This window comes from Lactobacillus sp. UMNPBX19 (assembly GCF_002553805.1).
Taxonomy (GTDB): Bacteria; Bacillota; Bacilli; order Lactobacillales; family Lactobacillaceae; genus Lactobacillus.
The window spans coordinates 24,983-51,538 of sequence record NZ_PCYR01000013.1 but is presented as its reverse complement, the minus strand read 5'-3'; the positions used below and the strand labels follow the sequence as shown (position 1 = coordinate 51,538).

The following is a 26,556-nucleotide window of genomic DNA, read 5'->3' as shown; positions in this document are numbered from 1 at the left end:
TCAAATGACAGCTTTATAATATTATCATCTTTTGCTCGCTTTGGCAAGCTTTTTTTGAACTTTTTTATTCGCTCTTTTCGCTTGCCTCAAACAGCATGTATTACTTTACAGGCTTTTTCACTTTTCGTCAACCCTTTTTTGCAAAAAATTAGCAATATTTTTTAGAGTGCTAATTTCAAGCCTTTTCTCTAGTATTTTAGATATTAAAAAATGGTATTCTTTTGCTATTTTAGCAATTGAATACCATTCTTACTTTATTAAATTTTATTCACCAAATTTTGGCTCTTTAGTAATGACTTTCATTCCATGCATATATGGTTGTAAAGCTTCTGGAATATTTACAGTTCCATCTTCATTTTGGTAATTTTCCAAAATAGCAGCTACTGTTCTACCTACAGCTAGACCAGAGCCATTTAAAGTATGTGCTAAATGAAGTTTACCATTTTCGTCTCTGTAACGAATTAAACTACGACGTGCTTGGAAGTCAGTACAGTTTGAACAACTTGAAATTTCACGATACTTATCTTGTGCTGGCATCCAAACTTCTAGATCATAAGTTTTTGCACTAGTAAAACTTGCATCCCCAGTTGAAAGAGCAACAACATGATATGGTAAACCAAGTTTTTGAAGTAAATGTTCAGCATTATGGGTTAATTTTTCCAATTCATCCCATGAACTTTCTTCGTCAACAATTTTTACCATTTCAACTTTTCTAAATTCGTGCATTCTGATTAATCCACGAGTGTCACGTCCAGCTGATCCTGCTTCACTTCTAAATGCTGGAGAGAATGCAGTTACATTAATTGGTAATTGCTCTCCATCTAAAATCTTGCCACGGAAGTAATTAACTAATGGTACTTCAGCAGTTGGAATTAAAGTTAAATCACGTGGTTTATCAGGATCATCATTATCTACAATTGTATAAACATCTTCAGTAAACTTAGGGAATTGACCAGTTCCTTGCATAGAAGCATCGTTAACTAAGTATGGTGGAATTACTTCCGTATATCCATCTTTAGTATTTTCATCTAAGAAAAAGTTTGAAACTGCACGTTCAAGTAATGCTCCTGCGCCTTTGTAATAAACAAAGCGAGCACCTGAAACTTTAGCAGCAGTATCCCAGTCTAAAATATTCAAATCTGTTCCAATTTCCCAGTGAGGTTTTGGTTCAAAATCAAGTTTAGTAGGCTCATGCCACTTACGAACTTCTTCATTGTAACTTTCATCAGGTCCGATAGGATCTGAGTCTGCTGGGAAGTTAGGTAAACGAAGTAAGATATAGTTTTGCTTTTGAGTTAAATCTTCTACTTCTTTATCTAAATCTTTAATTTCTTTACCTACTTCACGCATTGCTTTAATGGCATCACTTGCATCTTCTTTATTGCGTTTAGCTTGAGCAATTTGATCAGATACTTCATTACGCTTTTGCTTTAATTGTTCACTCTTAGTTAAAGCTTCACGTCTTTCTTTATCAATAGCTACTAATTTGTCTAATTCCTCTGGTTTAATTCCTCGTGTAGCTAATTTTTTCTTTGACCAGTCTAAATTCTCTCGAATTACTTTAATGTCTAACATATTTCCTCCTTAAAAATAAAACAAAAAAGCCGACTCATCCCTACACTGGGACGAATCGACTTACACGATTCGCGGTACCACCCACATTTGGTTAAAAAATACCACACTCAAAAAGCGATAACGGTGCTAACCGTGTAGAATTACCTACCCACATTCGAAATCTGGAAACGACTTTTTTTACTCATTTACACCAACCATGAGCTCTCTGAAACTAGTCTTAGGATTTCATGTTTATTTGCATTATATCATGCCAATCCTGTGGTGTTAACAAATAATATTTTTCTTGATAATTAAAAAGTGAAGAAACCATTGAATAATCAGTGGTATAGACATATCTAAACCCTAATTTTTTTAACAATTTTTGTGAATTTGTATTAGATACAAATGTACCCGCCCAAATTTGATTTTGCTCTAATTCTTTAAAAGCAAAATCAATAATTAATTGTAATGCCTCGGTCATTAAACCTCTGTGCCAATATTCTTTATCTAACAAAAAACCTAAATCTTTTGTTAATAAAAGACCATTGTATTCATCTAATCCACGTTCATATAGTTCAACTAAACCAATTAAGCGATTATTTTCTTTTAGTACTATACCGTAGCTATAGGGACGTGCTTGATATTGAAGGGCACTTTTTTTGGCCGCATCTAAATCTTGTAAATATTGGTAACCTGCACTTTTGTGATAAATATTATCTTGTCCCCACTTAAGAAGCGTAGGAGCATCTTTAGGTTCAATTTTTCTTAAAATAATTCTCTCAGTTTCTAGCATTACTTGCCTACTAACTTTACTAACCATTTTGCACCATAAACTAACCCTAAACTATAGGCTGCAATGGTCCAAGGTTTTCCTAATAAAATTATCCATAAATATGTTGAGAACTTCATTTCAGTTAATCCAGCAATCATACATAAAATGTCATCTGGCGCCATTGGCGCAATAATACACAGACCAAAAAACCAATTAAATTTTTTCTGATTGGCTGTCCACTTCATGTATTTTTCATACGTCTTTTCAGAAACTAAATGTAGGATAAAGGGTCTACCATAATGTCTGGCCAAGAAGAACAAAATAATAGATCCTAAACATATCCCGACATAATTATAAATAAACCCCCATATTGGACCAAAAAATATTACTCCTCCAAGCAGCGAAACTCCACCAGGGATAATCGGAATTACAACTTGTATTATCTGAATTAATGTAAAAATTAAAGGACCGATAATTTGCTTGTCTGCTAGATAGGCCTTCATTTTTTCTTGGCTTGTAAAAATTCCTAACCTATACCAATAAATACTTAGCAAAATTAGAATAATTGTAGTAACAATGGTCAAAATATTAATTAATTTACGACTCGTTTTAGTAGACATTTTTCTGCCCTCCTTGGTATGTTAAATTAATGATAACAAAAACAAGGTAAAATAGACGCACTAACCTATGAATTAAACTTAATTATAGTGAAAATAAGATATGACTTATCATTAAAATTTATTCTATAATATTAGTGTGTTATAAAATAACTAAGAGGCATAACTATGGTTGTTATAAAAAAAGATATAATTTACGATGAAAATAACAATTTAAAGACTGATATCTATTTTCCAAATGATACTACTTCACAAACAAAACTATTAATCTTTTGGCATGGAGGAGGCTGGTTTGCTGGGTCTAAAAATGACGTTAAGGACCTAGGAATAAAGTTAGCAAATGCTGGCTTTATGACCTTAATTCCTGATTATCGTTTAGCACCCGCTTTTACTTATCCAGCTGCTCATCAAGATAGTAAGAAATTTGTTGAATGGCTTTTAGATTCTGATTATACCGATGATGACGATCAACAAAATATTGTACAAATTGGTGCAAGTGTCGGCGGCACACTAGCTTTGTATATTGCTGGAATTTACGGTTTTCCTACGGTTACGTGGTCAGCATCGGTAGACTTCTCGAACTGGATGAAAAATCATCAAGATGTTATTCCATCAAGATACGGTGCCAATGAGTTAAAACTAACAAATTTATATGATATTTTTGAATCATTCTATAAATTTTTTGTAAAAACCTATGCTGGGAAAAATGATCAAGCTATTTTAAAAAAAATGGATGTCGAAAATTATGATCTTAGCCATTTGGGCCGGCTAAAAATGATTAATTCTTCTCATGAATTAGTTCCACTAAATGGTGTTTTAAAATTTATCGACTTTTTAGCTAACAATGATCATGAGGTTGAATTATTAGTCATTAAAGGTCATCGGCATGCAATGGATTACGCCATGGATTATATTGATGAATCTTTAGATTTTTTGTATCAGACAATCAAGGAGAAGAAGAATGATCAACATTAACAAATTTGTTTTCATTCGTAAAAAATTAGGTTTGTCTCAAACTGAACTATGCAATGGAATTTGTACTCAATCTACGTTAAGTAAATTTGAAAATAATGGCCGTATTCCTTCTCTAAAAATTTTAAATAGTCTGTGCGACCGAATGAATATTAATGTAGCTGATATCATGGACGTTGACTCTAATAAAAAAACATCCCATAAATTATTTGAGGCGGATTTTGCTGTTATTCAGCTTGATTTTCCAAAAGTTGCTCAAATTTTAAGCAGTGTTAATAAGGATGAATTAGTCCGCCAAGAAGATATTCTTCACTATTATTATCTGCGCGGTCTACTAGCTTTAAATTTAGATCATGCTAAAACTGACGCACTTTACTACTTTAATTCAATTCTAGATACAAACCTATCAAAACGAAATAAAATCTATTATCTTCTTGCCCTTAAAGGCTGCAGTCAAGTCTATGACTTACAAGATGATGTTTATAAAGCACGACATTATTATGACATCATTTTGTCTTCAATATCCAATGTTCCGCTCGAAGATGAAGACTCTTTACTACAATTTCTTTCTATTCTTTGTAATGGTGGAGAATTTTATGGTCGTAATGACGATTATGAGCAATCGGATAAGTTATTAAATATGGGATATGATCTATGTAAAAAACGACATGTAATTTATTTTGCTGCTCGCATTCTTTATCAATTGGCACAAAATAATATTGCTGAAAATGGATCGCCGCAAAAGACTGCTCAATATTTAAATGACTCGGCTGCCTTTGCTCGTCTGAATAATAATCATGTTTTACTGGAAAAAATTGATAAGCTAGCTTAAATGTAATCACTTCTTTTTAATTTCTTACTAAAGAGAAGTGATTTTTATATACATCTATAAGAAAGCGCTTTATAATATATTGTATTGAAAAGAGGAAATTTTATGTCTAAATACGAATCAATTAATCCATATACAAACCAATTAATTAAAAGTTATCCAACTGCAACTCAAGAAGAAATTGAGCAAGCACTTGAAACCGGAGAAAAATTATATCTAACTTGGCATAGTCAGCTGCCAGCTACTAGAAGCGAGTTACTTCACAAGATAGCAAATAACTTTCAAAAACATCGCAAAGAAATGGCAAAAACCATGACTTTAGAAATGGGAAAATTATATCGTGAATCGCTTGAAGAAGTAGATCTATGTATAAATATTTGTAACTATTATGCTGATAAAGCTCCTGAAATGTTAGAGCCTACTCCTTTAGAAACAGATTTAGGAAATGCCTATTATCTAAAACAATCTACAGGTATTATCATGGCCTGTGAACCATGGAACTTCCCACTTTATCAAGTAATTAGAGTCTTTGCTCCTAATTTTATGGTTGGAAATCCTATCATCTTGAAGCATGCTCATAATGTTCCTGGCTCAGCCCAATTAATAGAAGAAATTATTGAAGAAGCTGGTGCTCCAAAAGGAAGTCTGCAAAACTTATTCCTATCCTATGACCAGATTGGCGATGTTATTGCCGATAAACGTGTTCAAGGCGTTGCAGTAACTGGCTCAGAACGTGGTGGTAGTAGTGTCGCAGAAGCTGCTGGTAAAAATATTAAAAAGTCGACAATGGAGCTAGGTGGAAATGATCCATTTATTGTTTTGGCAGATGCTGACTCTACTGTATTAAAGAATGTACTAAGTGATGCCAGAACTTATAATTGTGGTCAAGTCTGTACCTCTTCTAAACGAATTATTGTTGTTGAATCTCGTTATGACGAAGTAATGTATATCTTGCACCATACTTTTGCTGGACTTAAACCTGGTGATCCTTTAGATAAAGATACTAGTCTTGCACCAATGAATTCTCAAAGAGCTGCTGATAAGTTAGCTGAGCAAGTTAAAAAAGGAATTGAACATGGTGCAGAAGTTGCTTATCAATATCCTGAAATTAAAAGTTCTGGTGCCTTCTTCCGGCCAATGATTTTAACCAATATTGATAAGAAGAATCCATTATTTGATGAAGAGTTGTTTGGCCCAGTTGCTGAAGTATTCAAGGTCAAAAACGAAGAAGAAGCAATTGCTCTAGCAAATGCTTCAAGCTTTGGTTTAGGATCTAGTGTTATTTCTGAAAATAGAACTCATGCCCAAGAAGTTGCAAGTGAAATTGAAACCGGCATGACTGTTATTAATGGGCGCTGGATTACCGCTCCTGAATTACCATTCGGTGGTGTTAAAAAATCTGGCTATGGTCGTGAACTTAGTGAATTGGGCTTGATGTCATTTGTAAACGAACATTTAGTTATTGACGTTTCAAAATAATCTTTAAGTGTACAAAAAAGGCTTAGATCAATATTGATCTAGGCCTTTTTAATTTTGTCTCATACTGCGAAAAGCAACTACTGTTAAAAGAATACTTGATACAAATAATAAATATGTCGAAACTCCAAAAGAAATTGCATTCGCAACAATACGTTGAATTTCAATGCTATTGGCTACTGTATTATTGGTAATACCTAGAGGAGATCCAGCATTCATAAAGATCAATTCTACAGCACAAACTATTAAAACAATTGATTCAATTAATGAAAGGAAGAAAACTAATTTCTTATTATTCTTACTATTTTTAATAGTCAAGATAATGATTGCAATTGGTACACCAACTAAAAGTAGCCACATCCCATAACCAATAAAAATATATTTTCCATTAAATCTACCAATTGAAAGGAGCGCCTTAGAAATAGATAGTGCTTGGTAGCCTTGCATCATTCCAGATGAAAATGGACCACTGAAAACCAAAAGTAAGTTTAAAACTGCAATTAAGATTACTCCTAATTGAGTTGCAGTTCGTTTTTGTTTAACAACCTTTTTTATAGCTTCTGGATCCCGACCTAATTTATCATCAATCTTTTGACGGTGAGCCCTTACTTTATTCTCCCCTTCTTCAAAAGAATTGACCACATCGGAACCAACCTTATTAACATGTTCCGTCAGTCGTTGATCAACCGTATACTGCTCCATTTTCTTTCCTTTATTCTTATCAGAAACTATAAATAACCAAATTAATAAAGCAAAGAAACAAGACCATCCTAAAGATGGGGAAAAACTTGTTAAAATCAAAAGAATAATTCCAACTACAAAAACAATCATTGAATTCACTTGAATCCAATTAATCATAGTCGCAATGGTAGAATTTTGTTTCTTTGGTTCAACTTTCTTAACAGAACGTGTTTCTTGTTTCTGATGATCATCATTTTTTTCATTACGTGTAGTACCCTGACCAGTAAAGAATTCATTTCTAAACTTTTCCAGGTCAAAGTGACAATTAGGACACTGCTTGTCAGTTGGCTTTACATCTTCTCCACAATTTGGACACTTCATTTTTATTCCCTCATAAACTTTTTTAGCTTATTATAGCATTCTAGCCCTTAAACTAAAAAAACAGAAAGCATCGTTATGCTGCTTTCTGCTTTTTTCTTGACGCGCGGTTAACTAACCACCAAGCCATAATAAATAAAATGGCGATCCCAATTAACGCACCAGCTAATTTTTTGATATCACCATTGAAGATCGCATCCCCTCCAAAAGCATAGATAAATGAAGTAGGAAACATTCCCACAATCACCATTGACAAAAACTTATTAGGCGGCGTTTCTAGTCGTGCAGCCGTATAATCAACTAATACGCTTGGTATAACTGGTACCATGAAACCTAAAGTCATTCCAAAAGTGGGATGTTTCTGATTCATTAACCAATTAAGAAATCTATTTTTCTTAAACTTATGCGAAAAACTAACTCTCTTTATTAGACTTTCTACGATACAGTTTCCAAGAACATTTCCGCACCAATTAATGGCTAATCCAATCCACGGACCATAACAAAGACCGGCTAAAATACAAAAAACAGAATTCGACATTCCCGGAATCGCATTTAAGATGGTTATTAATCCTAGTAAAAATAAGCCATCCCGTACTTCATGTTGTCGAAGCAAATAGAGTAGTTTTGTTTTCATATCCTTCCCTGGGTGCATTAACAAATCAATTTCAGGGCGATAGTCACGATAAAGCAAGTATAATAAAATTCCTGCTGCTAAAATCCCACAGATTATAAATAATATTTTTCTCAATTTTTTTGTCATTATTTCACTCGTTTATTCTAAATTCATATGCCATAATAATATTTTTTCACGTTTCAGACCAATTATCAAAACTATTATTATCCATTCGTTCTTATACTTTATCGTATTATAATAGTAAAAATAAAGCTATCTCAAAAGGAGGAAAAAATGTCCGCAAAACTTATCTTTAGTGATATAGATGGAACTCTTATTACTTCTCAAGGTGTCGTCTCTTCTACTACTATTGAGGCAATACGTAAACAAATTATAGCTGGTAATTTATTTATTCCAGTTTCTGCCCGTTTTCCTAAAGGAATTATGAATGTAGTAGATAAAATCACCAATTTCTGTCCAATAATTGCCTATAATGGAGCATTAGTTTTAGATGAAATGGGGCGTCCAATTAATTCACAATTCTTCGAAGCTTCACTTGCTCTTAAGTTAATTAAAGAAATTGAAGCACTTAATACTAATGATCTTGCCTGGAATGTCTATAGTGGCTATAACTGGTTTTCTTCTCTTAATAAAAACCCATTAATTGCCAAAGAGGAAGAAACAATAGGAGTTAAATCCTTGCCAGCTTCTACAGAGCAAATAAAAGAATTAAAGGGAGTTCATAAGATGCTAATTATAGGCAAACCCACTCTTATAGATAAAATTATTCCTAGCCTTGAATCTAAGTTTCCTAGCCTAGTTTTTGTTAAATCAGCACCTCATCTTTTAGAAATCGTTCTTAAGGGTGTTAATAAAGGAAATGCAGTTAAAATTGTTCTTGATAGCTTTGCAATGGACAAAAGCAACGCTTGGGCCTTTGGTGATAATTACAATGATGAATCAATGTTTAATTCAGTTGGCCATCCCATTTTAATGGGAAATGCTCCAAAAGACTTGAAAGAGAGCTTATCTATTCCAATAACTCTTGATAATAATCACGATGGAATTGCTGCAGTATTAAATAAAATTTCTAACTAAAAAAGATTGAAGTTTTAATCCTCATTAGCAAAAGGATAAACTTCAATCTTTTTTTGTCTAAGAGTACTAAATATTATTTAGCCTCTTCTTTATTCTTTTTTCTGCCTAAGCCTTCATAAGTAATCTTCATAGCAGCAGACATATTAATTGGAAGTAAGAATACCAAAAGTAATAATCCAATATCCACACATAATGCAACTTCAATTAAAGTTGGTACACCAGATGGGATTAAGGCGGCGAAAGTACCACCAAGGATAATAGCTGCTGATATTACAACTGTTCCGATAATGTCGCAGGCCTCAAGCATTCGTTGACTTGTACTCCAGCCAGGGTTTACGTCTCCCAACTCACGATAACGCATCATTAGGAAGATTGAGTAGTCAACACCCAAAGCAACAATCATGATGAAGCTGAAGAATGGAGTGTTCCAAGCCAATAATGATCTACCTAAAACAGCCTTAACAATCCATTGATTAATTGATAGAGAAGTTAGATATGCAATTACTAAAGTACCTAGGATAAACATTGGTTGTAATACAGATCTAGTAACAAAGATCAAAGCAATACCAATACCTACTAACATAATAATTGCAGTTCTTAAGAAGTCGCTACTTGCAGTTTCTTGAGTATCGTAAATCTTTTCAGATTGTCCACCCATTGCAACTGTTGAACCAGCAAGACTTGTACCCTTAACTGATTTCTTAACCATGTTACTAATTTCATGAGCCTTCTTTGCTCCTTCAGTTGAAGCAGGGTTCATCTTTAGAATGATGATAATCTTAGTAGATTTAAGATCTGAACTCATGTAGTTATCAAGAGCAGGTTTAAAGCTAGATGAGTGAATCATGTTTGCTGGGATGTAGAAAGTCTTACCAGCTGCTGAATCAGCTAAGCCAGTTAAGTATTCTTGACCAGCACCTAAACCGCTGTTTACTTTGTCAATTCCGGCAGTAATCTTAGGATTATTTGATGCAATTTGACCAGCACCATTTGCTAATTGGTTTGCACCGCCATTAAGTTGACCAATACCGGAACTTAATTGACCTGCTCCACTGTTTAATTGACCAATACCATTTGCCAATTGGTTAGTGCCGTTTAAGCCAGATTGTAAACCAGTGTTTAATTGGCTAGCACCATTTGCTAATTGACCGGCACCATTTGCAAGTTGACTAGAACCAGCTACACCTGCTTGTAAACCACTTGCAAGTTGACCTGCCCCACTGTTTAAGCGAGCTGCGCCATCATTTAAGCGACTAGCACCTGCAGCGCCTTGAGCTACAGCACCTTGAACTTGAGTTAAGCCTGAGCTTAATTGGTTCAAAGCAGTAGTTGCGCCTGGTAAAGCAGTGTTTGATGCCGTAGCTAAAGTGTTTACTTGTTGTTTCAAGTTATCAACTTGACCCATTAAACCTTGAAGGGTTTGTAGAGTGTTTCCTACATTAGTTGCTGACTCTCCAAGTTTCTTATCTGCGTCGCCAGCTGCTTGAATATTACCAGCTACACTTTGTAAGCTTGATGTAAGATTCTGAGTTTTTTGAGTAGAAGCAGATTCTACTTTACCTAAAATTTGACTAAAGGCTGCACTCATAGCCTGCTTTTGTTGATCATTTAACTTAGCGCTATCCATAGCTTGAGCATAAGCTTGTGTTAATTCAGCTTTTTCACTATCGCTAAGACCAGCACCTGAGCTTTGTAAACCTTTTAAAGTGTTACCTGCTTGAGTTAAATTATCGCCTATAGTTTTGGCTTGAGTACCAACATCAGTTAAATTAGCTTTTAGACCAGCAGTATCTACAGAACTTGATGATTGACCCAATGCTTGATTCAATTGTTGAATACCATTATTAATTTGAGGCAATCCCTTTTGAAGAGCATCTAATTGTGCCTTAGTAGCACTATTCATTTGTCCAGATAATTGTGCACTCATAGTATTCAAACCATTTACTAAGGCTTGAGTACCAACCTGCAAACTCTGAGTACCACTTTGTAAACTGGCAGCCCCATTAGCCAACTTAATAGTTCCGTTTTCAAGTTGTACAGCACCTTGTTGTAAGTTCAAAGTACCACTCTCTAAACGACCAGCACCAGTTGCTAAACGCATAGTTCCTGATCTAAGAGCTTCTGCACCATTTTGAAGACGTGTAGTTCCGCTAGCTAATTGATTTGCACCAGCTTGCAGACGGCCAGTTCCGTTAGAAAGTTGATTTGCACCATTTTGCAGTTGAACAGCACCATTAGTAATTTGTTTACTACCGTTACTTAAAGTTCCTAAACCATTTCTAGCAGTATTAACACCTGAGTTAACAGTACCTAATTGGTTGTCAACGTAAAGACGTTTAATTGATTTTCCATTTGGTTCAGTTACAGAAGATGCAAATTTAACATCTGGGTCTGCCTGAATCTTTTTAACAATCTGATCGATTTCTTTTAAGCTCTTTTCGTTATCAAGCTTATCTTTGCTCTGAATATATAAAGTTGAATATTCAGGAGTACCAATTGAGAAATGATCTTGTAAAACTAATAGTCCAGCTTTTGATGGTGTAGAATTAGAAATTTCATCTGCATCATCATAATTCAAATTATTTGAATAGAATAAGGCAAATGGCAATACTGCGACTGCCATTACAACTAAGTAAATAATCGGATGAGTCAAGCTCCCTTTTGAAAGAGCATGCCATAACTTAGAGTTGCTTTCACCTTCAAACTTCTTAACTGGCCAGAATAATTTCTTACCTAAGACAGCCATAAAGAATGGGTTTAAAGTTAAAAGTACTACTAATAATACAGCGACCCCAACAGCAACTCCAACAGCTGAACGGTAAATTGAGAAGTTAGCTAAACCTAATGCACTAAATCCAATTAAGATTGAAGATCCAGAATAAAGAATTGTCTTACCAGCTTTACGCAACGCATCATTTGTTGCCTCATGGTTCGACATCCCCTTACTCAAGTTCTCTTTAAATTTATCATACAGCAGGATATTGTAGTCAGTACCAATACCAAACAAAACAATAACCATGAAAACTTGAGTAAAGTTTGAAAATGGAAAGTTAAATTTCTCTACTAAATTAGTAACAATTGAGAATGAAGTAATAAATGAAACACCAACTGTTAATAATGAAATTATTGGTACAATTGGCGACTTGAATACAATTACTAAAACAATAAAAATGAAGAAGATAGTAATTAATTCAGTCTTTTTAATACCTTCTTGAACCGAAGCAGAGAAATCATCTTCAAGAATTCTAACCCCAGTTACATATGTTCTAACTCCTGGAGTTTTAACAACCTTTGTTAAAGTCTTATTAACGTTAGAAACAGTCGAATGATCATTAGCAATATTTAATTGCACAATTTCTGTTGTTTTATCTTTAGAAATTAATTGTGCTTTTGTTGCATAGTTGTCATTAGGAGTCATCATTGACTTGATACCAAGCTTTTTCTTATTGTCCTTTAAAAAGCGAATTGTATCTCCAATTTTCTCCTTATCACTCGAGGTTAGTTTCCCGTGTTTTTTATTAAAAACTACCCCTACAACATAGGTATTATCTTGTCCATGCCCCCACTTACTTTCGATGTTAGTTGCAATAGAACTTTGAACATCCTTAGGAAGTGAAATTTCTGAATGCTGACGTGTCAATGCATCCACATTTGGCAACGAGAAGACAGCAATTAGCAAAATTGCTATCCATGCTATCAAAGCACCAAGATGATTTTTCAGCAATTTCATATGCTACTTTCCTTTCCCCTTATTTTGTACCTTCAACTTGAAGTTTTGGCGCTACAAGTCTTAAAAGCATCTCATGGTAATTATCGTCAGCTTCTTTTTCTGTTTCATCGATCACATATCGATCTAAGAAAACATAACCCAAAACAGCTCCAAGTAAACTATGCAAAGAGACAACGTTCTTCTTGCCTACATCCAGCTTTTCTCCTAGATCTACTATCTTTAAAACCTCTTCACGAATTTGATCATTTTGAACATATTCATTTAGTCCATAGTAAATACTAGAAATAGCCTTATCATGTAGTAAAAAGTCTCGTATTTCATCTGCAAATCTAAACAAAGCATCTAGACCTGAATGGCCTATTATCTTCTTTGTTAGGTGCTGACGCAAAACTTGCAGTCTATTGACACAAACTAAAACTAATAAATCATTACGATTAGCAACATAGTGATACAAAGATTGAGACCTAATCCCCAATGCTTTAGCTAAAGCTGGCATTGTTAATTCGCTTAATCCCTTTTCACTAATAATTGTTATAGCTTGATCAATCACTTTTGAGCGGTCCAAAGATCTTTTTTTAGCCAAGATAATCACCTTCTTTTTTGTGTACTCATATACTTTAGCACGTCAATGTGTAGAAAACAATCTACAATGTGTAGAAATTTATCTACTTTTTGGAAAAAATAAAAAGGAGTTAAAAACTCCTTTAAATCTATTTTTGTTTAATCATCCAATTATTAATCGAATCACCAATTTTAGCTAGATCCGCATCTTCTTCACTAACCATTGCCATGGTATAAGTCTTACCATCTTCTTGAATTATGGCTGCTCCTTGTTTTTTATCAGCTATTTTATAAACCACACCACTAATGTTTTTCGCTAAGCCTTTTTCAGGAAAATTAGCTAATTGTCCTAAAATTTGATTATCAACATTAGTTCCTAAAATTTTTCCCTGGTGAAGCTTTTGCATAGTATTAACTAAATCACCACTACTGGTTTTTCCGGCAAAATCTTTACCAAAATTATCAGTAATTTCAGTATTGCCTGCACCAAACTCTTTTGCAGTTTGATTTACTTTTTCTTTTCCAATTTTATTCAAAATAATATTAGCTGCATTATTATTTTGCTGACGCATCATTAAATCAAGTAAATATGTATAGGAATAGGCCATATCAGTCTTTAATACCTTATCTCCGCCATTTAAGTCACTTGATTTAACTTTATAAGGAGTTGCTGAGTTTAAGCTTTTATCTTGAACTGACTTGTAATAAGCCAGCAACACAAATAATTTTAGAACATTCCCAGCATTTAAATTGTCCTGACTAGTATTTGTTAAATCGGCAAATATTTTAGGATTATTCAAGTCCTTTACACTTACTTGATAGTTTCCTTGAACGTTGGAACTAGCTTTAACAATATCTTTGGCTAAATTTTTATTACTATTTTTTGAAATAGCGGCCTCTCCAATCTCGCTTTCTCCATTAGTAATACGAGTTTGTTTAGTACCCTCTTTCATTTTACTTTTTTGAGCTACTTTGGCTGTTGAATTTCCATAAATTTCTAAAGTTTGTGTCTTCATATGATTAATACTAGTCATATAAAAAGCTAATGCACAAAAAGAGGATAAAATCGCCCCTAAAAATATTTTATTTTTCATTAAAAATCTCCTTAATCACATATTTTTTATTTTATCATGCTAATACCTAAAAAAGTTTTAAAGACTAAGGATTATTATATTTTTTAAGATTATCTTTTCTTTATATAGGATTTGCTGAATGCGTTCACAAATTGTTCTTTTTTTAGTACAATAATTCCAGTATTAATATTTACAGTGAGGGATTATTATTTATGTTGAAATATATGATCGGTATTGACGCAGGTGGTACACACTCTACGGCAATCGCTTATGATGAAAATGGTAAAGAATTAGGTCGTGCTGAATCCGGCCCAGGTCAAATCAACAATGACTACGAACTCGGTATCAAAAATATTGCTCAAGCAGTTAATGAATTGCGTGACAAAATTGATGGCGATTGTATTAAAGTTTTAGCCGGAATTGCCGGTTTATCCGTTGTTGGTAATGCACCAGAAGTTGCAGCAACTATTTCTTCAATGGTTGGTAATATTCCAACTCGTGCTATTACTGACTCACTTCTTGCTCTTTACAATGGTCTTGAAGGAGCAGACGGTGCTTTAGTTATTGCTGGTACTGGATCTGTTGTTAATGGTCGTCAAAACGGCTCTTTAATTGCTGTTGGTGGTTACGGTTCTTTACTTGGAGATGAAGGTAGTGGTTACGCTATTACCAAGGCTGCTCTTCAAGCTGCTCTTCTTAGCTGGGACAAGCGTGAAAAGAATTCTTTAATTGATTTATTCGTTAAAGAATTCAATGTTGATAACATGGGTGAAGTTCCTGCTAAATTCTACAACTTAACTAGTCCAGAAGTTGCTTCAAAGGCTGTTAAAGTTGCTAAGTTAGCAGATAACGGTGATGAAGATGCTCGTAAAATCATTGCAGATCAAGCGCATCTTTTAGCACGCGATATTATTATGTGCTTAGACCGTTACGAAGATCCTAAGCCAATGCGCGTTGCTTTAACTGGTTCAGTTCTTTCAAACAACGCTATGATGCGTTCATACATGGAAGCAGAAGTTAAAGAAAAATACCCAGACGCAGTATTTAGCGTTTCAAACGGTGAAAACGCACGTGGTGTAATTTTTGATAAGAGCAAAGATTACCGCTACTTCACTAATCATAACGATGATGAATAATTAAATTAAAAACATAAAAAAAACCTCGATCTCCGAGGTTTTTTTTATCTATAAATCTTTATACATTAATACGTGTTCTATACCACCCTCATCAAATATCTCACCTTTAACTTGATAGCCAAGACGATCATAAAAAGGCTTCGCTGTTATTTGCGCATGGCAGTATATCCGATTAACATTCTTGTCTTTTAGGTACTCATGCACCTCTTTCATCATCTTGCTTCCAAGATACATCCCTCGTGCATCTTTTGAGACCACAACTCGACCTAAATACCAATCTCCATTTTTATCTTTAAAAATTCGACAAGTAGCTAAAGCATCATCTTTTCCATCATTTAAACTAAAAACATGAATTGCATGAAAATCTTCATCATCTATTTCAGGTAAAGTGATTTTTTGTTCACTAACAAAAACCTCATTTCTTAGCCTTTCGACGCAAAAAGCCTCATATCCAGTCATTTCATCAATTGTCTTAAAACAAAATTTCATTACTTCAACCTCTTAACTAAAATCAAATCCGTCTGTGAATCTTCTCCAACTACAAAAGTGTGTTGACTAACTCTTTTAAAACCATCTTTTTCATAGAAAGCCTGAGCTTGATAATTTTTCTCCCAAACTCCAAGCCACATGTTGTCCTTCTCTTTTTCTTTAGCTATTTTCTCAGCTAATTTGATTAGCACTAATCCTAAACCTTGATGTTGAAAAGCTTGCTTCAAGTATATTCTTTCGACTTCTAAAGCATTAGGAACTACCTGCTCTGTTTGCGCATGTCCTTCATTCACCTTTAGATAGCCAGCCACTTTATTATCTACAGTTAAAAAGTAAAAACTACTATTCGCATTTTCAACTTCATCTTTTAATTTTTCTTCTGCATATGCTGTATCCAAAAATTCTTTCATATCTTCAGCAGTATTTTGTGATCCAAACGTTTCTAAAAATGTTTGTCTTGAAATTTGTTGTAATTCTTTAATATTATCTGCTAATACTTCTTTAATCTCATATTTTACCGTCATACTAATACTTCCTCTTTCCGCCATTCTTTACAAAATTCCAATTTTCACGTGCATTTTTCTCGAGAACGCTTAGATATTTTTGTAATTGAGCCTGTTCATCTTTAGTTAAGCCATTTGTTACTAACGTATTTGAATAGACATTTTCTCTTTCTATTTCTTTAGCTAATTTTTTACCTGTATTGGTTACAAATAAATGTTTGATTTTCTTATTAGTTTCATCATCTTCTTTAAAAATAAGTCCCGCTCGTTCAAGTTTTCTAATTCCACGGGCAGTCGTTGTACGATCAATATTTAATAATATAGCTAGATGATCAGAAATAATCCCTGGGTGTTCAAAAACGCGAGTTAAATATAAGTATTGACCACGATTTAATTCCAAATCTTTAAACTCAATATTAGCAATCGAATCCAAGGCTCGTGAAATTGAACCAATTTCTCTCAAAATATCTTCTTCTGCCATCTTTATGTCTATCCCTCCTATTTGTTTGTTCTAGTATAGGTTATTATTGTTGCAAATGCAATAATAATAAAAATGATTATTACTCTATTTGATTTCTATGTTAACAATAAGTAAAATCTATCTGAATAGTTAAATAAGGGGGATTATAAAATGATTTTAAGAAATATCGGAATTTTTCTAACAATTATTGTTGGAATTGAGCATATTGGAATTATGTGGTTAGAAATTTTTGGGAAACCTGACTTACAAGCTAAGTCGTTTGACATGGATGTAGATTTTGTTAAACAGCCTGCCGCAAAAACAGCTTTAGCTAATCAAGGTATCTATAATGGAATGCTAGGTCTTTTAATCTTAATTGTATTTTTCTTCTTCAGAGTGCCAACTTTAATCACTGTATGGCAACTTTTGCTTGCCTTTGTTGTAGTTGTCGCTATTTTTGGGGGCTTTACAGCAAGTAAAAAGATTTTTGTTGTTCAAATGCTACCTGCATTAATTGCCTTCATTCTACTTTTCTTCTAAAAAATCTATAAAAAAATGAGGATTGTCATAATGACAGTCCTCATTTTTTACTTAATATTCTGTTTTTATTGATTCCAAGCACTTTGTAACTTAGTCTTACCGGCATCAATTTGTGAATTCCAGTTTTGACCCTTCTTTGCTTGTGCAAAGATGTTTTGCATAATTGAATTCAATTGAGTGTATGCAGCGTTGCTATTCTTAACTACAGGAACACTGTATAAGTTCTTCATTGCCTTGTCTAATTGAGCAGGAACTTTAGACTTAGTTGAGTTCTTGTAAGCACTAGAGTTAATTACATTGTTGGTTACAGGGATGTATCCAGTTTGATCAGCCCAAGTCAATTGTTGGTTCTTACCTAACAAGTACTTAATGTACATGAAGGCAGCTGCTTTTTGTTCTGCAGTACCCTTGTTAAACATGTAGATATCAGTACCTTGTTGCATGTTGTACTTAGAAGGACGAGGTGCAACACCGTATTGGAACTTATTACCAACACCCATCTTAACAAATCCTTCACCAGCACTAGTACCTACAAACATTGCAACCTTTTGGTTAGAGAAGTCACCAGAAAGGTAACCAGCTGAACCAGCAGTCTTGAAGTAACCAGCTTTAATACCATCAGCATAGTAGTTGATTACTTTCTTAGACTTAGAACCAGTAAAGTTGATGTTCTTAGAGAAGTTTACGCCTTCATCCTTCATACCTAAAACGTAGTAGTTTGAAAGTGAGTCGAATCCAGCACCAACAACCTTGTGGTTACTCTTTTCGTAAATCTTCTTAGATGCTGCCTTTAATTCAGCCATTGTCTTTGGTACTTTAACACCATATTTATCTAATAAATCTTTGTTATAAGTTAACATTTCAATAGATTTATTAAATGGGATACCATATTGAGTACCCTTAATTTGTGCACCCTTTAATAATTCTTCACGGATGTCACTCTTCTTAGCTGAGCCCCAGCCAATCTTACTATTGTTAATGTAAGGGGTCATATCAACCAAGCGTTTGCTATTAGCGGCATTTAAAAGCCAGCCAGGATAAGCTTGAGTAATTGTAGGCAAGTTATTTGGTGATTGCAAAGTTGAGTTAATCTTTGCTTGTAAATCATTATACTTACCTTGGTTTTCAAGCTTAACAGTAATGTTAGGATTCTTCTTTTCAAAATCCTTAGTCAAGCTTTGTAAAGTCTTTTCCTGAGTTCCAGTCATACCATGCCAGAAAACAATAGTAGTTTTCTTGGTAATCTTAGTTGGAATATCAGCTGACTTACTACTTGAGCTATCATTACTCTTAGAATTTGAGCAAGCAGTAGTGCCTACAAGGGCTAAAGCAGCAACTGCAACTGCTGCAAATTTTTTAGTGAACTTCATATGTTTCTCCCAATAAAAACAAACAACAAAATAAAATTTTAATTTTAACTAAGCGTAAATGTCTCTCCGCGCTTAGGTAAAATCCTTTCTCCAAATGGGTTTTCTTCTAATTCTGGATGCAATGTGTGCACAGGAGCCAAAATTTTTGGCTCAAAACCCGCAATTATTTCTTTTAATTCAGCTACGTCCGCATGTCCTGAACAACGCAGAGTTATCAATTCAATTCCACGTTTTTCAATATTTTCAATAAACGGAGCATAAGCTGGATCAAAATCCCCAAGAGGCTCAGCATTACTGTGAATGTATAAGCCACCTTTTTGTAGTTGATCATAATGACCAACTACTTGCCAGAAATATTGATGATCGTCTTTTAGAAGATCTTGATAACTAATTTCAAGATTTGGATCGAGCGCATCAATTTTTTCATCTTCTGGCAAGTAGTAATAAGGAACATCCTGCTTTAATGCTAATTTTAATAATTCAGCACGTTTAGCATGAAGCACTACTTTTCGAGGCGAATCTGAAATAATTCTCAAAATTCGCTCTACGTTTGTAGGATAAGTATTAAAAGTTAACTGGCGCTTTGGATTATCTTTTTGGTATTTAACTACTCTTTCAGTAAGCTCAACCTCATTCTTAACCCCTTTGAACTCTTCACTATCCTCTTCACTACGTTCTGGCCATGAAACACCAGTACCTTCGATAATTAGCATATCACATCCCTTACCGGCCGCCATAAATTGACGCACCCAATCGGGATGATAACCATGCAAGCGAATATCTCCAGTATGAACGATTGTTTTATCAGGTGTTTCGATAATTAATCCAGTTGCCCCGTAAGCATCATGATCACTAGGAACAACTGTTAAAGTTATATCTCCAACTTTAATGGGGTAGTTTAATTTAGCAGCAATTATAGGACGAGTATAATTCTTTGGTTTATCAGCTGCTGGTAATAAAAATTCCCCATCCCGATTCAACACTGGTAGCAAGGCCGCAGTTAATGGACCAGCATACAATGGAATCTCTGGCGCTAAAAGATTCATAGCTTTACTATGATCTAGATGAAGGTGAGAAATATAAGCTGCGCTGTGTTGCCAACGTTCATGATCTATTTCTTTTCCCGTAATCTTTGGATCATAGAAATTTGGTATATCACCAATCAATTGATATTTAAGAAGAGTTGAAAAATCCTCATCTTCCATTTTCAGTCCCAGTTCTGGACGGTACACTTCTCCTAAATCAAATAATACATGTGACTTATCATAAGCTACTTCAATCATTGGGCCGCCAATAGTCGTTAACCCATTATAAAAAGTAACTGTAGTTTTAGGCTTTGAGGTCATTACGTACTACTCCTCGAATAATTTGCTTTCTAAAAATGAAGTAAACAATTAAAACAGGTACTACTGTTAAAGTTGCTGCTGCTAGTTGAAGTTGCGTTTGAGCACCCGCATCAGAGGCAAAGGCAGCTAAACCATTGTTCAACAAGCGCATCTTATCTTCATTTGTTACCAATAATGGCCATAAGAAGGCGTTCCATCCTGAAATAAAACTAAGCAAGGCAACAGTAATTAATCCACCTTTAGACATTGGAACTAGAATTTTCCAAATATATTCCCAGTCAGAAGCTCCATCAATCATGGCTGCTTTATAAATTGTTGGTGAAATTGCTGTGAAGTAGCTTTGTAAATAGTACATATAAAAGATAGATGTTAAGAACGGTAAAACCAATCCTAAATATGTATTCAATAAGCCTAAATGAGCAATTGTATTGTAGTTAGTAAAAATTATTGCTTCTCCCGGAACCATTAAGAGTGAAAGAAAAATTAACTGAATAAATCCTTTTCCCTTAAACTTCAAGTTGGTCATTGCAAATGCACCGAGAATTGAAGTAAACAATGTAACAATTGTTGTAGCTGCCGCTGTAATAAATGTGTTTAAGAAGTATCTTGCAAATGGTGCTTGCTCAAATACTTTTTGATAGTTACTCCACCTCAAAGTCTTTGGAATTAAAGTTGGTGGAATAGTAGTGGTTTCTTGATAGGACATCAATCCACCTAAGATCATATAAATAAATGGGAAAACAGTTATAATGCCAAAAATTCCAATGAATAGATAGACAAAAATCATTCCCCAACGTAGTTTTTTCTTCTTCATTCTAACTGTTCACCTTTTTCATCAATTTTCTTTGTAAGAAAGTTACGAACAATATAAATAGGAACAAGACTACTGTTGCAGCCATTGCTACACCAGGCGTACCAACAATTTGGAATTTATTATAAATATAGTAAACTGCCGTCATTGCCGAATTACCCACACCAGCTTGTCCATTAAATAATGCATAAACTTGAGTATAGATCTTAAATGCCCCAATTAAGTTAACAGTTAAAAGAAAGGCTAAAGTTGGGACTAACTGTGGCACTGTTATGCGCCAAAACTTTTCCCTACTTGTTGCACCATACATATCAGCTAAAACATAGTAATTTGGTTCAATATTTCTTAACGCACCCATTAAGATAACGATGTTAAATGCCAAAGATGACCAAACACCAAAGATAATCAATGAAACAAGACTTAGACTCGGATTATCTAACCAATCAGGTTGTGGTAAATGAACAAGTTTTAATAAGAAGTTCAATAAACCATATTCACCATTAAAGATATAACGAAATACAATTCCGATTGCGATCGTACTTGTAACATATGGCATAAAAAACATAGTTTCAAAGAAGGCGGTATGTTTAATCTTTGAAAAGATAAACCATGCTAACGCAACAGAAATTATTAAGGCAATTGGTACAGCTAAAAATGAATAAATGGCGGTATTCATAATTGCACGCCAAAATTCTGGATCGCTAAAAATATATTGATAGTTAGAAAGGCCATTAAATTGTAGGTCAATTAATGGTCCACCCTGAAAACTCATCGTAAAAGCACGTAGAATTGGCCAAATACTAAATACCGTAACACAAATAATGGCCGGTGCTAAAAATAACCAAGCTTTTTTCTGATTATCTTTCATTAATAGATTCGCTCCCCATCTGGCTTAAATAAGTAAACGCGGTCTAAGTTCATCTTAAATTTCACGCTATCTCCAGGTTTTATTTCTTGCTCTAAATCAATCAATGCACGCTGATTTGTTCCAGCATGAGTAAATTTCAATACTCGTTCGCGTCCAATCAATTCGATATCATCAATTACTTCGGAAAGTTCGCCTTCATCACTTAACTTTAAGTTTTCAGGACGAATACTCAATGTATAGTCTCCGGCTACTAAGTTGCCTCTAAATTTTGTACTATCTAATTTTTCAACTGGAATCTCAAAGTCTGTCCCAATAATCTTATTGTCTGCTACCTTTACATCAAAATTATCAATTACTGGATTACCAATAAAGTTAGCAACAAATTGATTATTAGGTTCAAGATAAAGGTCTTGACCCTTATCGTCTTGTTGAATTACTCCATTATGGAAAAGAATAATCTTATCACCAATTGAGAGTGCTTCTTCTTGATCGTGGGTAACGAATAAAGTAGTAATTCCTACTTCCTTAACCAAATTACGAATTTCTTCACGAATCTTTAAACGTAAGCGGGCATCTAAGTTACTTAATGGTTCATCCATTAACAAAATTTGTGGTTCTTGCACTAGTGCACGTGCAATCGAAACACGCTGCTGTTGCCCACCAGAAAGGTTGCCCGGCTTTTGATCAGCTAATTCTTCAATATGAGTTAATTTCATAAATTTTTGGGCAATTTTTTCAGCTTCATCTTTTGGCTTCTTATTCTTTCCCACTGTCATTGGAAACATTACATTCTGTAAAACAGTCATATGTGGGTATAAGGCATAATTCTGGAATACATAGCCAATATTACGATCTTTTGGCGCAACATTAAGAAGAGACTTACCATTTACAATAATGTCTCCACCGGTCGGATTCAATAATCCGGCAATCATATTTAAAGTTGTAGTTTTTCCACAACCACTAGGCCCCAATAAGCACACTAAGTCGCCCTTTTTTACAGAAAAACTAACAGACTTAATTGCTTGGTAACCATTCTCATAAGTTTTTTCTAGGTTATTTACCTGAATGAATTTATCTTCGTTCATATATCTCTCACTACTACATTTAGATTTAAATCATATTACACCACAAATTTTATGATAAAAGCAACAAAATCACAAATATTTTTTCAATAAATAATTCGTACTTTGTGAATTTTTGCTGCTTTTTCATGGATAAGATATGGATGATAATATCATTTTAGGAACAATATTTCCATATAAATATAAATAAATCGTGTTTTTCCTCTTGCATTTTTTAGATATCCTTTGAAGACCTAGTTTACCAACATACAAGATAGAGAAAGTCGAACAATAAAAAAACACTACATCTTGTGCAGTGTTTTTCAAAAAATTACAAATTGTCGCCACGTTCAAATTGAAATTTAGAAGAATTTAGTGCTTGTCTCGTCAAATCACTTATCAATTTCGTAGTTTCATTAGTAATATAAGCAGCAGTTTCAGCATTAGCAGCAGTTAAATATTTAGTTTGTTCTTTTCCAGCTAATTCTCCAGCTTTCTCATCGGTTGCTGAAATGCGGCTAACAGCGTAACTTTGACATTCATCTCTAAAGTTCTCAACTTGGTAAATAAACTGATGATATCTTGGCTCTACTAAAACTTGCAAACTCTTATACAACCAATATGCACTAGATTCTGGAGTAACCATATGACTAGCCGTTTGATAATTTAATGGCGTGTCATCAATATTTGTATAGAAAGGTACATAAGGACTGTAAGCATAAAAACCAAAGTTAACCCATTGAATACCTGCTATTTTTTTAGGAACATCATTTCTAATTTGGAGAATACAACTAGATTGATTTCTGTCCAAAGCAATTGATCTAAACATTTTTTGCTTCTTATCATCCCCTGAAGCAAAAGATCCCATTGGGTCATATTCAGTACCGTTATAGTGACTAGACAAGAAAAATTCTACATCCTCAACGCCAATTTTCTTTTCTGGCTTTCTAATAAATGGCATTTCTTGACTTAATGGGTCTTGCTCAACACTTGGATTAAAAAGCTTCTGACCGTACCAAGTTCTTGGGGTGTTATAGTAACTGTCTGCTTCTGCTTTTGTACCAAAAATATCTCTAAAACTCCACTTACCATCAGTACTTGGATTTAAGTGATTTTTTTCTACAAAATCACGAATAGTTGGTGCATACATAAAATTATCATGATCATCAAAATCAATATCTTGAATCACCATTATATTAGGACAAATTGCATAAGAATCTTCGGGAATTCTTTGTGCTACCCATTGATGACCAGCGCCAGTTTCAAAATACCAAACTTCATCGTGGTCAGAAAAAGCGATACCGTTACTTTCACCAGTACCATATTTTTCAATTAATTTACCTAAACGTTCTACCCCTTCACGAGCAGTCTTAACAAATGGTAAGACAAGGTAAACCATCGAATCTTCATCTATTCCATTCTCTACTAATGGATCGTGACCTAAGCAGCGCGCATTTGTGGCCTCTGTTTCAGTAGCCGACATAGCAACGTTATATTCATTAATTCCCTGTTCATCCCAGCGGCCTTCTGATTCATCAGCTGTTGGGGTTGCGGTCCACTTGCAACCATGTCCCTTTAAATGAAGCTTTAAACCATTATATTTTGAAACATATTCTTCATCGTAATCTTTTGCTTCATGGACAACAAAAAGCTTTTCATTAATACCACCATAACCGTCTTCATCACGGGCAATAATAGTTGAGCCATCAATTGTAGCTTTTTTTCCGACAATCATTGCCGTACAGTTATCCTTGCTTTTGTTCATTATTTTCTCCTAAATTAAATATAAAAATTAACTATTGATTAACTACCATATTCCGATCTATTTTAGCCCTACCATTATTATAATCAAATACATAATCAGGCTGCACGTTATAGATATAAACGTTGAAATCTAAATTATTATTTAAACTTATAGCCTGCAAATTAATACCACGTGCCATTAATTCATTTCCCCTAAAAATTGGCGTTGCCTGAAAAATAACCTTATTTCCTTGTTTTAAGGCATTACGTACTTTTCCTTCAAAAATAGTCTGGATTTTCTGATTAGAAAAAGCTGTTTGCGTAAATAGGTTTTTGGGATTATTTTGATCGCCTGATTGATTATCAGGATTATAATTTCCATCTTGATCAATTCCTGCAGAAACTGAATAAGCAATTAAGTGTCCACGATTATAAATTTGAGTCCCATTTTCACGATTAGAATGCCATGCAGTTGGATTGATGAACTGTCTTACACGTAAAGAATCATTTGCCACATTTCTTGGCTCTAAGAAGGCAGTATTTGAATGAGAAGTTCTGTTCAAATTATCTAAATTAGAATAGATTACTTTATTAACCTTCCAGGCATTTTTAATCAAAGTTGACTTATTATTATTTACATAGACATAGGCCTTGTCCCCGCTCTTAAAGTCTAAATTAGCTAATTTTTGATAGTCAGCACTGGACAATCCGCCATAGTTGGTATCCGCTGTTGTAGCATTCTTTACTACTTGCTGGGAATTATCTTGGTTTTGATTTTGATTCGCTGCTTGATTAGAAGAATTAAGCTTAAACCAACCACCCCAAATAATAATTACTAGCGCTATAATCCAGTTTGCTACTGTATTTGTCTGTTTTTTTCGATATTTTTTTCTCTTCGCCATTTATTCTTTCCCCTAACATTATTTCTTTCAGTATAGATATTTGAACGTACGTTTGCAATGTAATTAATAAGTTTTTGTTTATTCAGACTGTTACAATAAACGTAATAAGTATACTGAAAATAGAAAGAAGATTAAGAATGGAATACTTTAATTTAAATGATGGAAATCGAATCCCAAAAATTGGTTTCGGAACCTATAAATTAAATGGTTCTCGTGGGGTTTTTGCTATCCAAGCTGCATTAAAAAATGGCTATCGTCTACTTGATTCTGCTGTTAATTATGAAAACGAAGGAGCAGTAGGTAGTGCTATTAAAAATAGCGGTATAAATCGTGATGATATTTTTATAACATCTAAATTACCAGGTCGTCATCATAAATATCAGGAAGCCATAGAACAAATTCAAGAATCGCTTTATGCTGCTAATCTTGATTACTATGATCTCTATCTGATCCATTGGCCAAATCCAAAGGAAAATCATTATCTTGAAGCCTGGCAAGCCATGCTAGATGCCCAAAGATTTGGCTTAATTCGTTCAGTCGGTGTTTCTAACTTTGAACCATCGCATATTGAACATTTATACCGTGAAACAGGCGTTATGCCAGCTGTTAACCAAGTAGAACTTCATCCCTACTGGTCCAGCAAGACAATTCGTGAGTATGATGATAACCATAACATCATTACCGAAGCATGGAGTCCATTGCAGCGTGCAGGTGAAGCTTTTAAAGAAAAAGAAATCATTGACTTAGCTCAAAAATACCATAAGTCACCCGCTCAAATAATTTTACGGTGGGAAACTCAACTTAATGTTGTTCCTATTCCTAAAGCTAGTTCCTATGAACATCAAATTAGCAATTTGGATATTTTTGATTTCAAATTAACGCCTGAAGAAGTCCAAAAACTTATCAATTTAGACAAAATTTCTGCAAGAAGATTTGATCCTAATGAACATGAAGAATTTTAGAAAGTAGGTAG

The 26,556-nt window shown here is 34.1% G+C and carries 25 protein-coding genes; 7 read left to right on the top strand and 18 right to left on the bottom strand.

Annotation, left to right across the window (positions count from 1 at the left end; all coding sequences use genetic code 11):
• Positions 1-264 precede the first annotated feature (264 nt).
• The 3 genes from serS to CP370_RS05370 form a co-directional block, all read right to left on the bottom strand.
• Positions 265-1,575, bottom strand: coding sequence for a serine--tRNA ligase (serS, locus tag CP370_RS05380; RefSeq protein WP_087712679.1), 1,311 nt, complete (start codon positions 1,573-1,575; stop codon positions 265-267).
• A 217-nt stretch (positions 1,576-1,792) separates the two neighbouring features.
• Positions 1,793-2,347 (bottom strand): GNAT family N-acetyltransferase, encoded by a 555-nt coding sequence (locus CP370_RS05375; protein ID WP_004897917.1) that lies wholly within the window; start codon positions 2,345-2,347, stop codon positions 1,793-1,795.
• Complete coding sequence (locus CP370_RS05370) at positions 2,347-2,946, bottom strand: TVP38/TMEM64 family protein (RefSeq protein WP_004896640.1); 600 nt, start codon at positions 2,944-2,946, stop codon at positions 2,347-2,349. Before CP370_RS05370 ends, CP370_RS05375 begins: the two co-directional genes overlap by 1 nt.
• Before the next feature lie 165 nt (positions 2,947-3,111).
• Between CP370_RS05370 and CP370_RS05365 the strand changes: the two genes are divergently transcribed.
• The 3 genes from CP370_RS05365 to CP370_RS05355 all read left to right on the top strand — a co-directional run bounded on the left by CP370_RS05365 (position 3,112) and on the right by CP370_RS05355 (position 6,223).
• On the top strand, positions 3,112-3,918 hold the full coding sequence (locus tag CP370_RS05365; RefSeq protein WP_087712678.1) for an alpha/beta hydrolase: 807 nt from the start codon (positions 3,112-3,114) through the stop codon (positions 3,916-3,918).
• Positions 3,905-4,747, top strand: a complete 843-nt coding sequence (locus tag CP370_RS05360; protein WP_012846614.1) for a helix-turn-helix domain-containing protein — start codon at positions 3,905-3,907, stop codon at positions 4,745-4,747. Before CP370_RS05365 ends, CP370_RS05360 begins: the two co-directional genes overlap by 14 nt.
• A gap of 102 nt (positions 4,748-4,849) precedes the next feature.
• Positions 4,850-6,223 (top strand): NAD-dependent succinate-semialdehyde dehydrogenase, encoded by a 1,374-nt coding sequence (locus tag CP370_RS05355; RefSeq protein ID WP_087712677.1) that lies wholly within the window; start codon positions 4,850-4,852, stop codon positions 6,221-6,223.
• A gap of 48 nt (positions 6,224-6,271) precedes the next feature.
• Here the strand turns inward: CP370_RS05355 and CP370_RS05350 are convergent, their stop codons facing one another.
• Entirely contained in the window at positions 6,272-7,282 is a 1,011-nt protein-coding gene (locus CP370_RS05350) for a zinc ribbon domain-containing protein (RefSeq protein ID WP_087712676.1), read from the bottom strand.
• A 73-nt stretch (positions 7,283-7,355) separates the two neighbouring features.
• Positions 7,356-8,039: a TVP38/TMEM64 family protein gene (locus tag CP370_RS05345; RefSeq protein ID WP_087712675.1), complete on the bottom strand. Its 684-nt coding sequence runs from the start codon at positions 8,037-8,039 to the stop codon at positions 7,356-7,358.
• A gap of 147 nt (positions 8,040-8,186) precedes the next feature.
• On the opposite strand from CP370_RS05345, the gene CP370_RS05340 reads away from it, so the two are divergent.
• Positions 8,187-8,990: a Cof-type HAD-IIB family hydrolase gene (locus tag CP370_RS05340; RefSeq protein WP_087712674.1), complete on the top strand. Its 804-nt coding sequence runs from the start codon at positions 8,187-8,189 to the stop codon at positions 8,988-8,990.
• 73 nt (positions 8,991-9,063) lie between these two features.
• Here CP370_RS05340 and CP370_RS05335 read toward each other — a convergent pair whose 3' ends face one another.
• The 3 genes from CP370_RS05335 to CP370_RS05325 all read right to left on the bottom strand — a co-directional run bounded on the left by CP370_RS05335 (position 9,064) and on the right by CP370_RS05325 (position 14,375).
• Positions 9,064-12,720: an MMPL family transporter gene (locus CP370_RS05335; RefSeq protein ID WP_087712673.1), complete on the bottom strand. Its 3,657-nt coding sequence runs from the start codon at positions 12,718-12,720 to the stop codon at positions 9,064-9,066.
• A 19-nt stretch (positions 12,721-12,739) separates the two neighbouring features.
• Complete coding sequence (locus CP370_RS05330) at positions 12,740-13,303, bottom strand: TetR/AcrR family transcriptional regulator (protein WP_012846620.1); 564 nt, start codon at positions 13,301-13,303, stop codon at positions 12,740-12,742.
• A gap of 127 nt (positions 13,304-13,430) precedes the next feature.
• On the bottom strand, positions 13,431-14,375 hold the full coding sequence (locus CP370_RS05325) for a serine hydrolase (RefSeq protein WP_087285242.1): 945 nt from the start codon (positions 14,373-14,375) through the stop codon (positions 13,431-13,433).
• 191 nt (positions 14,376-14,566) lie between these two features.
• Between CP370_RS05325 and CP370_RS05320 the strand changes: the two genes are divergently transcribed.
• A complete protein-coding gene (locus tag CP370_RS05320) occupies positions 14,567-15,490 on the top strand; it encodes a BadF/BadG/BcrA/BcrD ATPase family protein (protein ID WP_004896629.1) in 924 nt (307 codons plus the stop codon).
• Between the two features lie 48 nt (positions 15,491-15,538).
• Here the strand turns inward: CP370_RS05320 and CP370_RS05315 are convergent, their stop codons facing one another.
• From CP370_RS05315 to CP370_RS05305, 3 genes are read right to left on the bottom strand one after another with little or no spacing between them, the layout of a single operon-like run.
• On the bottom strand, positions 15,539-15,979 hold the full coding sequence (locus CP370_RS05315; protein ID WP_087712672.1) for a GNAT family N-acetyltransferase: 441 nt from the start codon (positions 15,977-15,979) through the stop codon (positions 15,539-15,541).
• Complete coding sequence (locus tag CP370_RS05310; protein WP_012846623.1) at positions 15,979-16,503, bottom strand: GNAT family N-acetyltransferase; 525 nt, start codon at positions 16,501-16,503, stop codon at positions 15,979-15,981. The genes CP370_RS05315 and CP370_RS05310 overlap by 1 nt, the downstream gene beginning before the upstream one ends.
• A gap of 1 nt (position 16,504) precedes the next feature.
• Complete coding sequence (locus CP370_RS05305) at positions 16,505-16,963, bottom strand: MarR family winged helix-turn-helix transcriptional regulator (protein WP_087712671.1); 459 nt, start codon at positions 16,961-16,963, stop codon at positions 16,505-16,507.
• 150 nt (positions 16,964-17,113) lie between these two features.
• Between CP370_RS05305 and CP370_RS05300 the strand changes: the two genes are divergently transcribed.
• Positions 17,114-17,482, top strand: a complete 369-nt coding sequence (locus CP370_RS05300) for a DUF1304 domain-containing protein (RefSeq protein ID WP_087712670.1) — start codon at positions 17,114-17,116, stop codon at positions 17,480-17,482.
• Between the two features lie 65 nt (positions 17,483-17,547).
• Here CP370_RS05300 and CP370_RS05295 read toward each other — a convergent pair whose 3' ends face one another.
• The 7 genes from CP370_RS05295 to CP370_RS05265 all read right to left on the bottom strand — a co-directional run bounded on the left by CP370_RS05295 (position 17,548) and on the right by CP370_RS05265 (position 25,583).
• Entirely contained in the window at positions 17,548-18,852 is a 1,305-nt protein-coding gene (locus CP370_RS05295) for an extracellular solute-binding protein (RefSeq protein WP_087712669.1), read from the bottom strand.
• A 44-nt stretch (positions 18,853-18,896) separates the two neighbouring features.
• The gene (locus CP370_RS05290) at positions 18,897-20,198 is read right to left on the bottom strand and encodes an MBL fold metallo-hydrolase (RefSeq protein ID WP_087712668.1); all 1,302 of its coding nucleotides are present in this window, start codon (positions 20,196-20,198) and stop codon (positions 18,897-18,899) included.
• Positions 20,182-21,012, bottom strand: coding sequence for a carbohydrate ABC transporter permease (locus tag CP370_RS05285; RefSeq protein WP_012846628.1), 831 nt, complete (start codon positions 21,010-21,012; stop codon positions 20,182-20,184). The genes CP370_RS05290 and CP370_RS05285 overlap by 17 nt, the downstream gene beginning before the upstream one ends.
• A gap of 1 nt (position 21,013) precedes the next feature.
• Positions 21,014-21,877 (bottom strand): carbohydrate ABC transporter permease, encoded by an 864-nt coding sequence (locus tag CP370_RS05280; RefSeq protein WP_004897934.1) that lies wholly within the window; start codon positions 21,875-21,877, stop codon positions 21,014-21,016.
• Positions 21,877-22,962, bottom strand: coding sequence for an ABC transporter ATP-binding protein (locus tag CP370_RS05275; protein ID WP_087712667.1), 1,086 nt, complete (start codon positions 22,960-22,962; stop codon positions 21,877-21,879). The genes CP370_RS05280 and CP370_RS05275 overlap by 1 nt, the downstream gene beginning before the upstream one ends.
• A 307-nt stretch (positions 22,963-23,269) precedes the next feature.
• The gene (locus CP370_RS05270; RefSeq protein WP_087712666.1) at positions 23,270-24,703 is read right to left on the bottom strand and encodes a C69 family dipeptidase; all 1,434 of its coding nucleotides are present in this window, start codon (positions 24,701-24,703) and stop codon (positions 23,270-23,272) included.
• A 31-nt stretch (positions 24,704-24,734) separates the two neighbouring features.
• Positions 24,735-25,583: a DNA/RNA non-specific endonuclease gene (locus CP370_RS05265; RefSeq protein WP_087712665.1), complete on the bottom strand. Its 849-nt coding sequence runs from the start codon at positions 25,581-25,583 to the stop codon at positions 24,735-24,737.
• Between the two features lie 137 nt (positions 25,584-25,720).
• On the opposite strand from CP370_RS05265, the gene CP370_RS05260 reads away from it, so the two are divergent.
• The gene (locus CP370_RS05260) at positions 25,721-26,545 is read left to right on the top strand and encodes an aldo/keto reductase (RefSeq protein WP_087712664.1); all 825 of its coding nucleotides are present in this window, start codon (positions 25,721-25,723) and stop codon (positions 26,543-26,545) included.
• Positions 26,546-26,556: the final 11 nt, after the last annotated feature.

Coding starts and splice junctions, on each gene's coding strand:
- CP370_RS05280 (WP_004897934.1), bottom strand. CDS start 21,877: ATGAAAGATAATCAGAAAAAAGCTTGGTTATTTTTAGCACCGGCCATT.
- CP370_RS05360 (WP_012846614.1), top strand. CDS start 3,905: ATGATCAACATTAACAAATTTGTTTTCATTCGTAAAAAATTAGGTTTG.
- CP370_RS05320 (WP_004896629.1), top strand. CDS start 14,567: ATGTTGAAATATATGATCGGTATTGACGCAGGTGGTACACACTCTACG.
- CP370_RS05340 (WP_087712674.1), top strand. CDS start 8,187: ATGTCCGCAAAACTTATCTTTAGTGATATAGATGGAACTCTTATTACT.
- CP370_RS05290 (WP_087712668.1), bottom strand. CDS start 20,198: ATGACCTCAAAGCCTAAAACTACAGTTACTTTTTATAATGGGTTAACG.
- CP370_RS05335 (WP_087712673.1), bottom strand. CDS start 12,720: ATGAAATTGCTGAAAAATCATCTTGGTGCTTTGATAGCATGGATAGCA.
- CP370_RS05315 (WP_087712672.1), bottom strand. CDS start 15,979: ATGAAATTTTGTTTTAAGACAATTGATGAAATGACTGGATATGAGGCT.
- CP370_RS05345 (WP_087712675.1), bottom strand. CDS start 8,039: ATGACAAAAAAATTGAGAAAAATATTATTTATAATCTGTGGGATTTTA.
- CP370_RS05370 (WP_004896640.1), bottom strand. CDS start 2,946: ATGTCTACTAAAACGAGTCGTAAATTAATTAATATTTTGACCATTGTT.
- CP370_RS05355 (WP_087712677.1), top strand. CDS start 4,850: ATGTCTAAATACGAATCAATTAATCCATATACAAACCAATTAATTAAA.
- CP370_RS05260 (WP_087712664.1), top strand. CDS start 25,721: ATGGAATACTTTAATTTAAATGATGGAAATCGAATCCCAAAAATTGGT.
- CP370_RS05270 (WP_087712666.1), bottom strand. CDS start 24,703: ATGAACAAAAGCAAGGATAACTGTACGGCAATGATTGTCGGAAAAAAA.
- CP370_RS05365 (WP_087712678.1), top strand. CDS start 3,112: ATGGTTGTTATAAAAAAAGATATAATTTACGATGAAAATAACAATTTA.
- CP370_RS05325 (WP_087285242.1), bottom strand. CDS start 14,375: ATGAAAAATAAAATATTTTTAGGGGCGATTTTATCCTCTTTTTGTGCA.
- CP370_RS05295 (WP_087712669.1), bottom strand. CDS start 18,852: ATGAAGTTCACTAAAAAATTTGCAGCAGTTGCAGTTGCTGCTTTAGCC.
- CP370_RS05310 (WP_012846623.1), bottom strand. CDS start 16,503: ATGACGGTAAAATATGAGATTAAAGAAGTATTAGCAGATAATATTAAA.
- CP370_RS05375 (WP_004897917.1), bottom strand. CDS start 2,347: ATGCTAGAAACTGAGAGAATTATTTTAAGAAAAATTGAACCTAAAGAT.
- CP370_RS05305 (WP_087712671.1), bottom strand. CDS start 16,963: ATGGCAGAAGAAGATATTTTGAGAGAAATTGGTTCAATTTCACGAGCC.
- CP370_RS05350 (WP_087712676.1), bottom strand. CDS start 7,282: ATGAAGTGTCCAAATTGTGGAGAAGATGTAAAGCCAACTGACAAGCAG.
- CP370_RS05265 (WP_087712665.1), bottom strand. CDS start 25,583: ATGGCGAAGAGAAAAAAATATCGAAAAAAACAGACAAATACAGTAGCA.
- serS (WP_087712679.1), bottom strand. CDS start 1,575: ATGTTAGACATTAAAGTAATTCGAGAGAATTTAGACTGGTCAAAGAAA.
- CP370_RS05300 (WP_087712670.1), top strand. CDS start 17,114: ATGATTTTAAGAAATATCGGAATTTTTCTAACAATTATTGTTGGAATT.
- CP370_RS05285 (WP_012846628.1), bottom strand. CDS start 21,012: ATGAAGAAGAAAAAACTACGTTGGGGAATGATTTTTGTCTATCTATTC.
- CP370_RS05275 (WP_087712667.1), bottom strand. CDS start 22,962: ATGAACGAAGATAAATTCATTCAGGTAAATAACCTAGAAAAAACTTAT.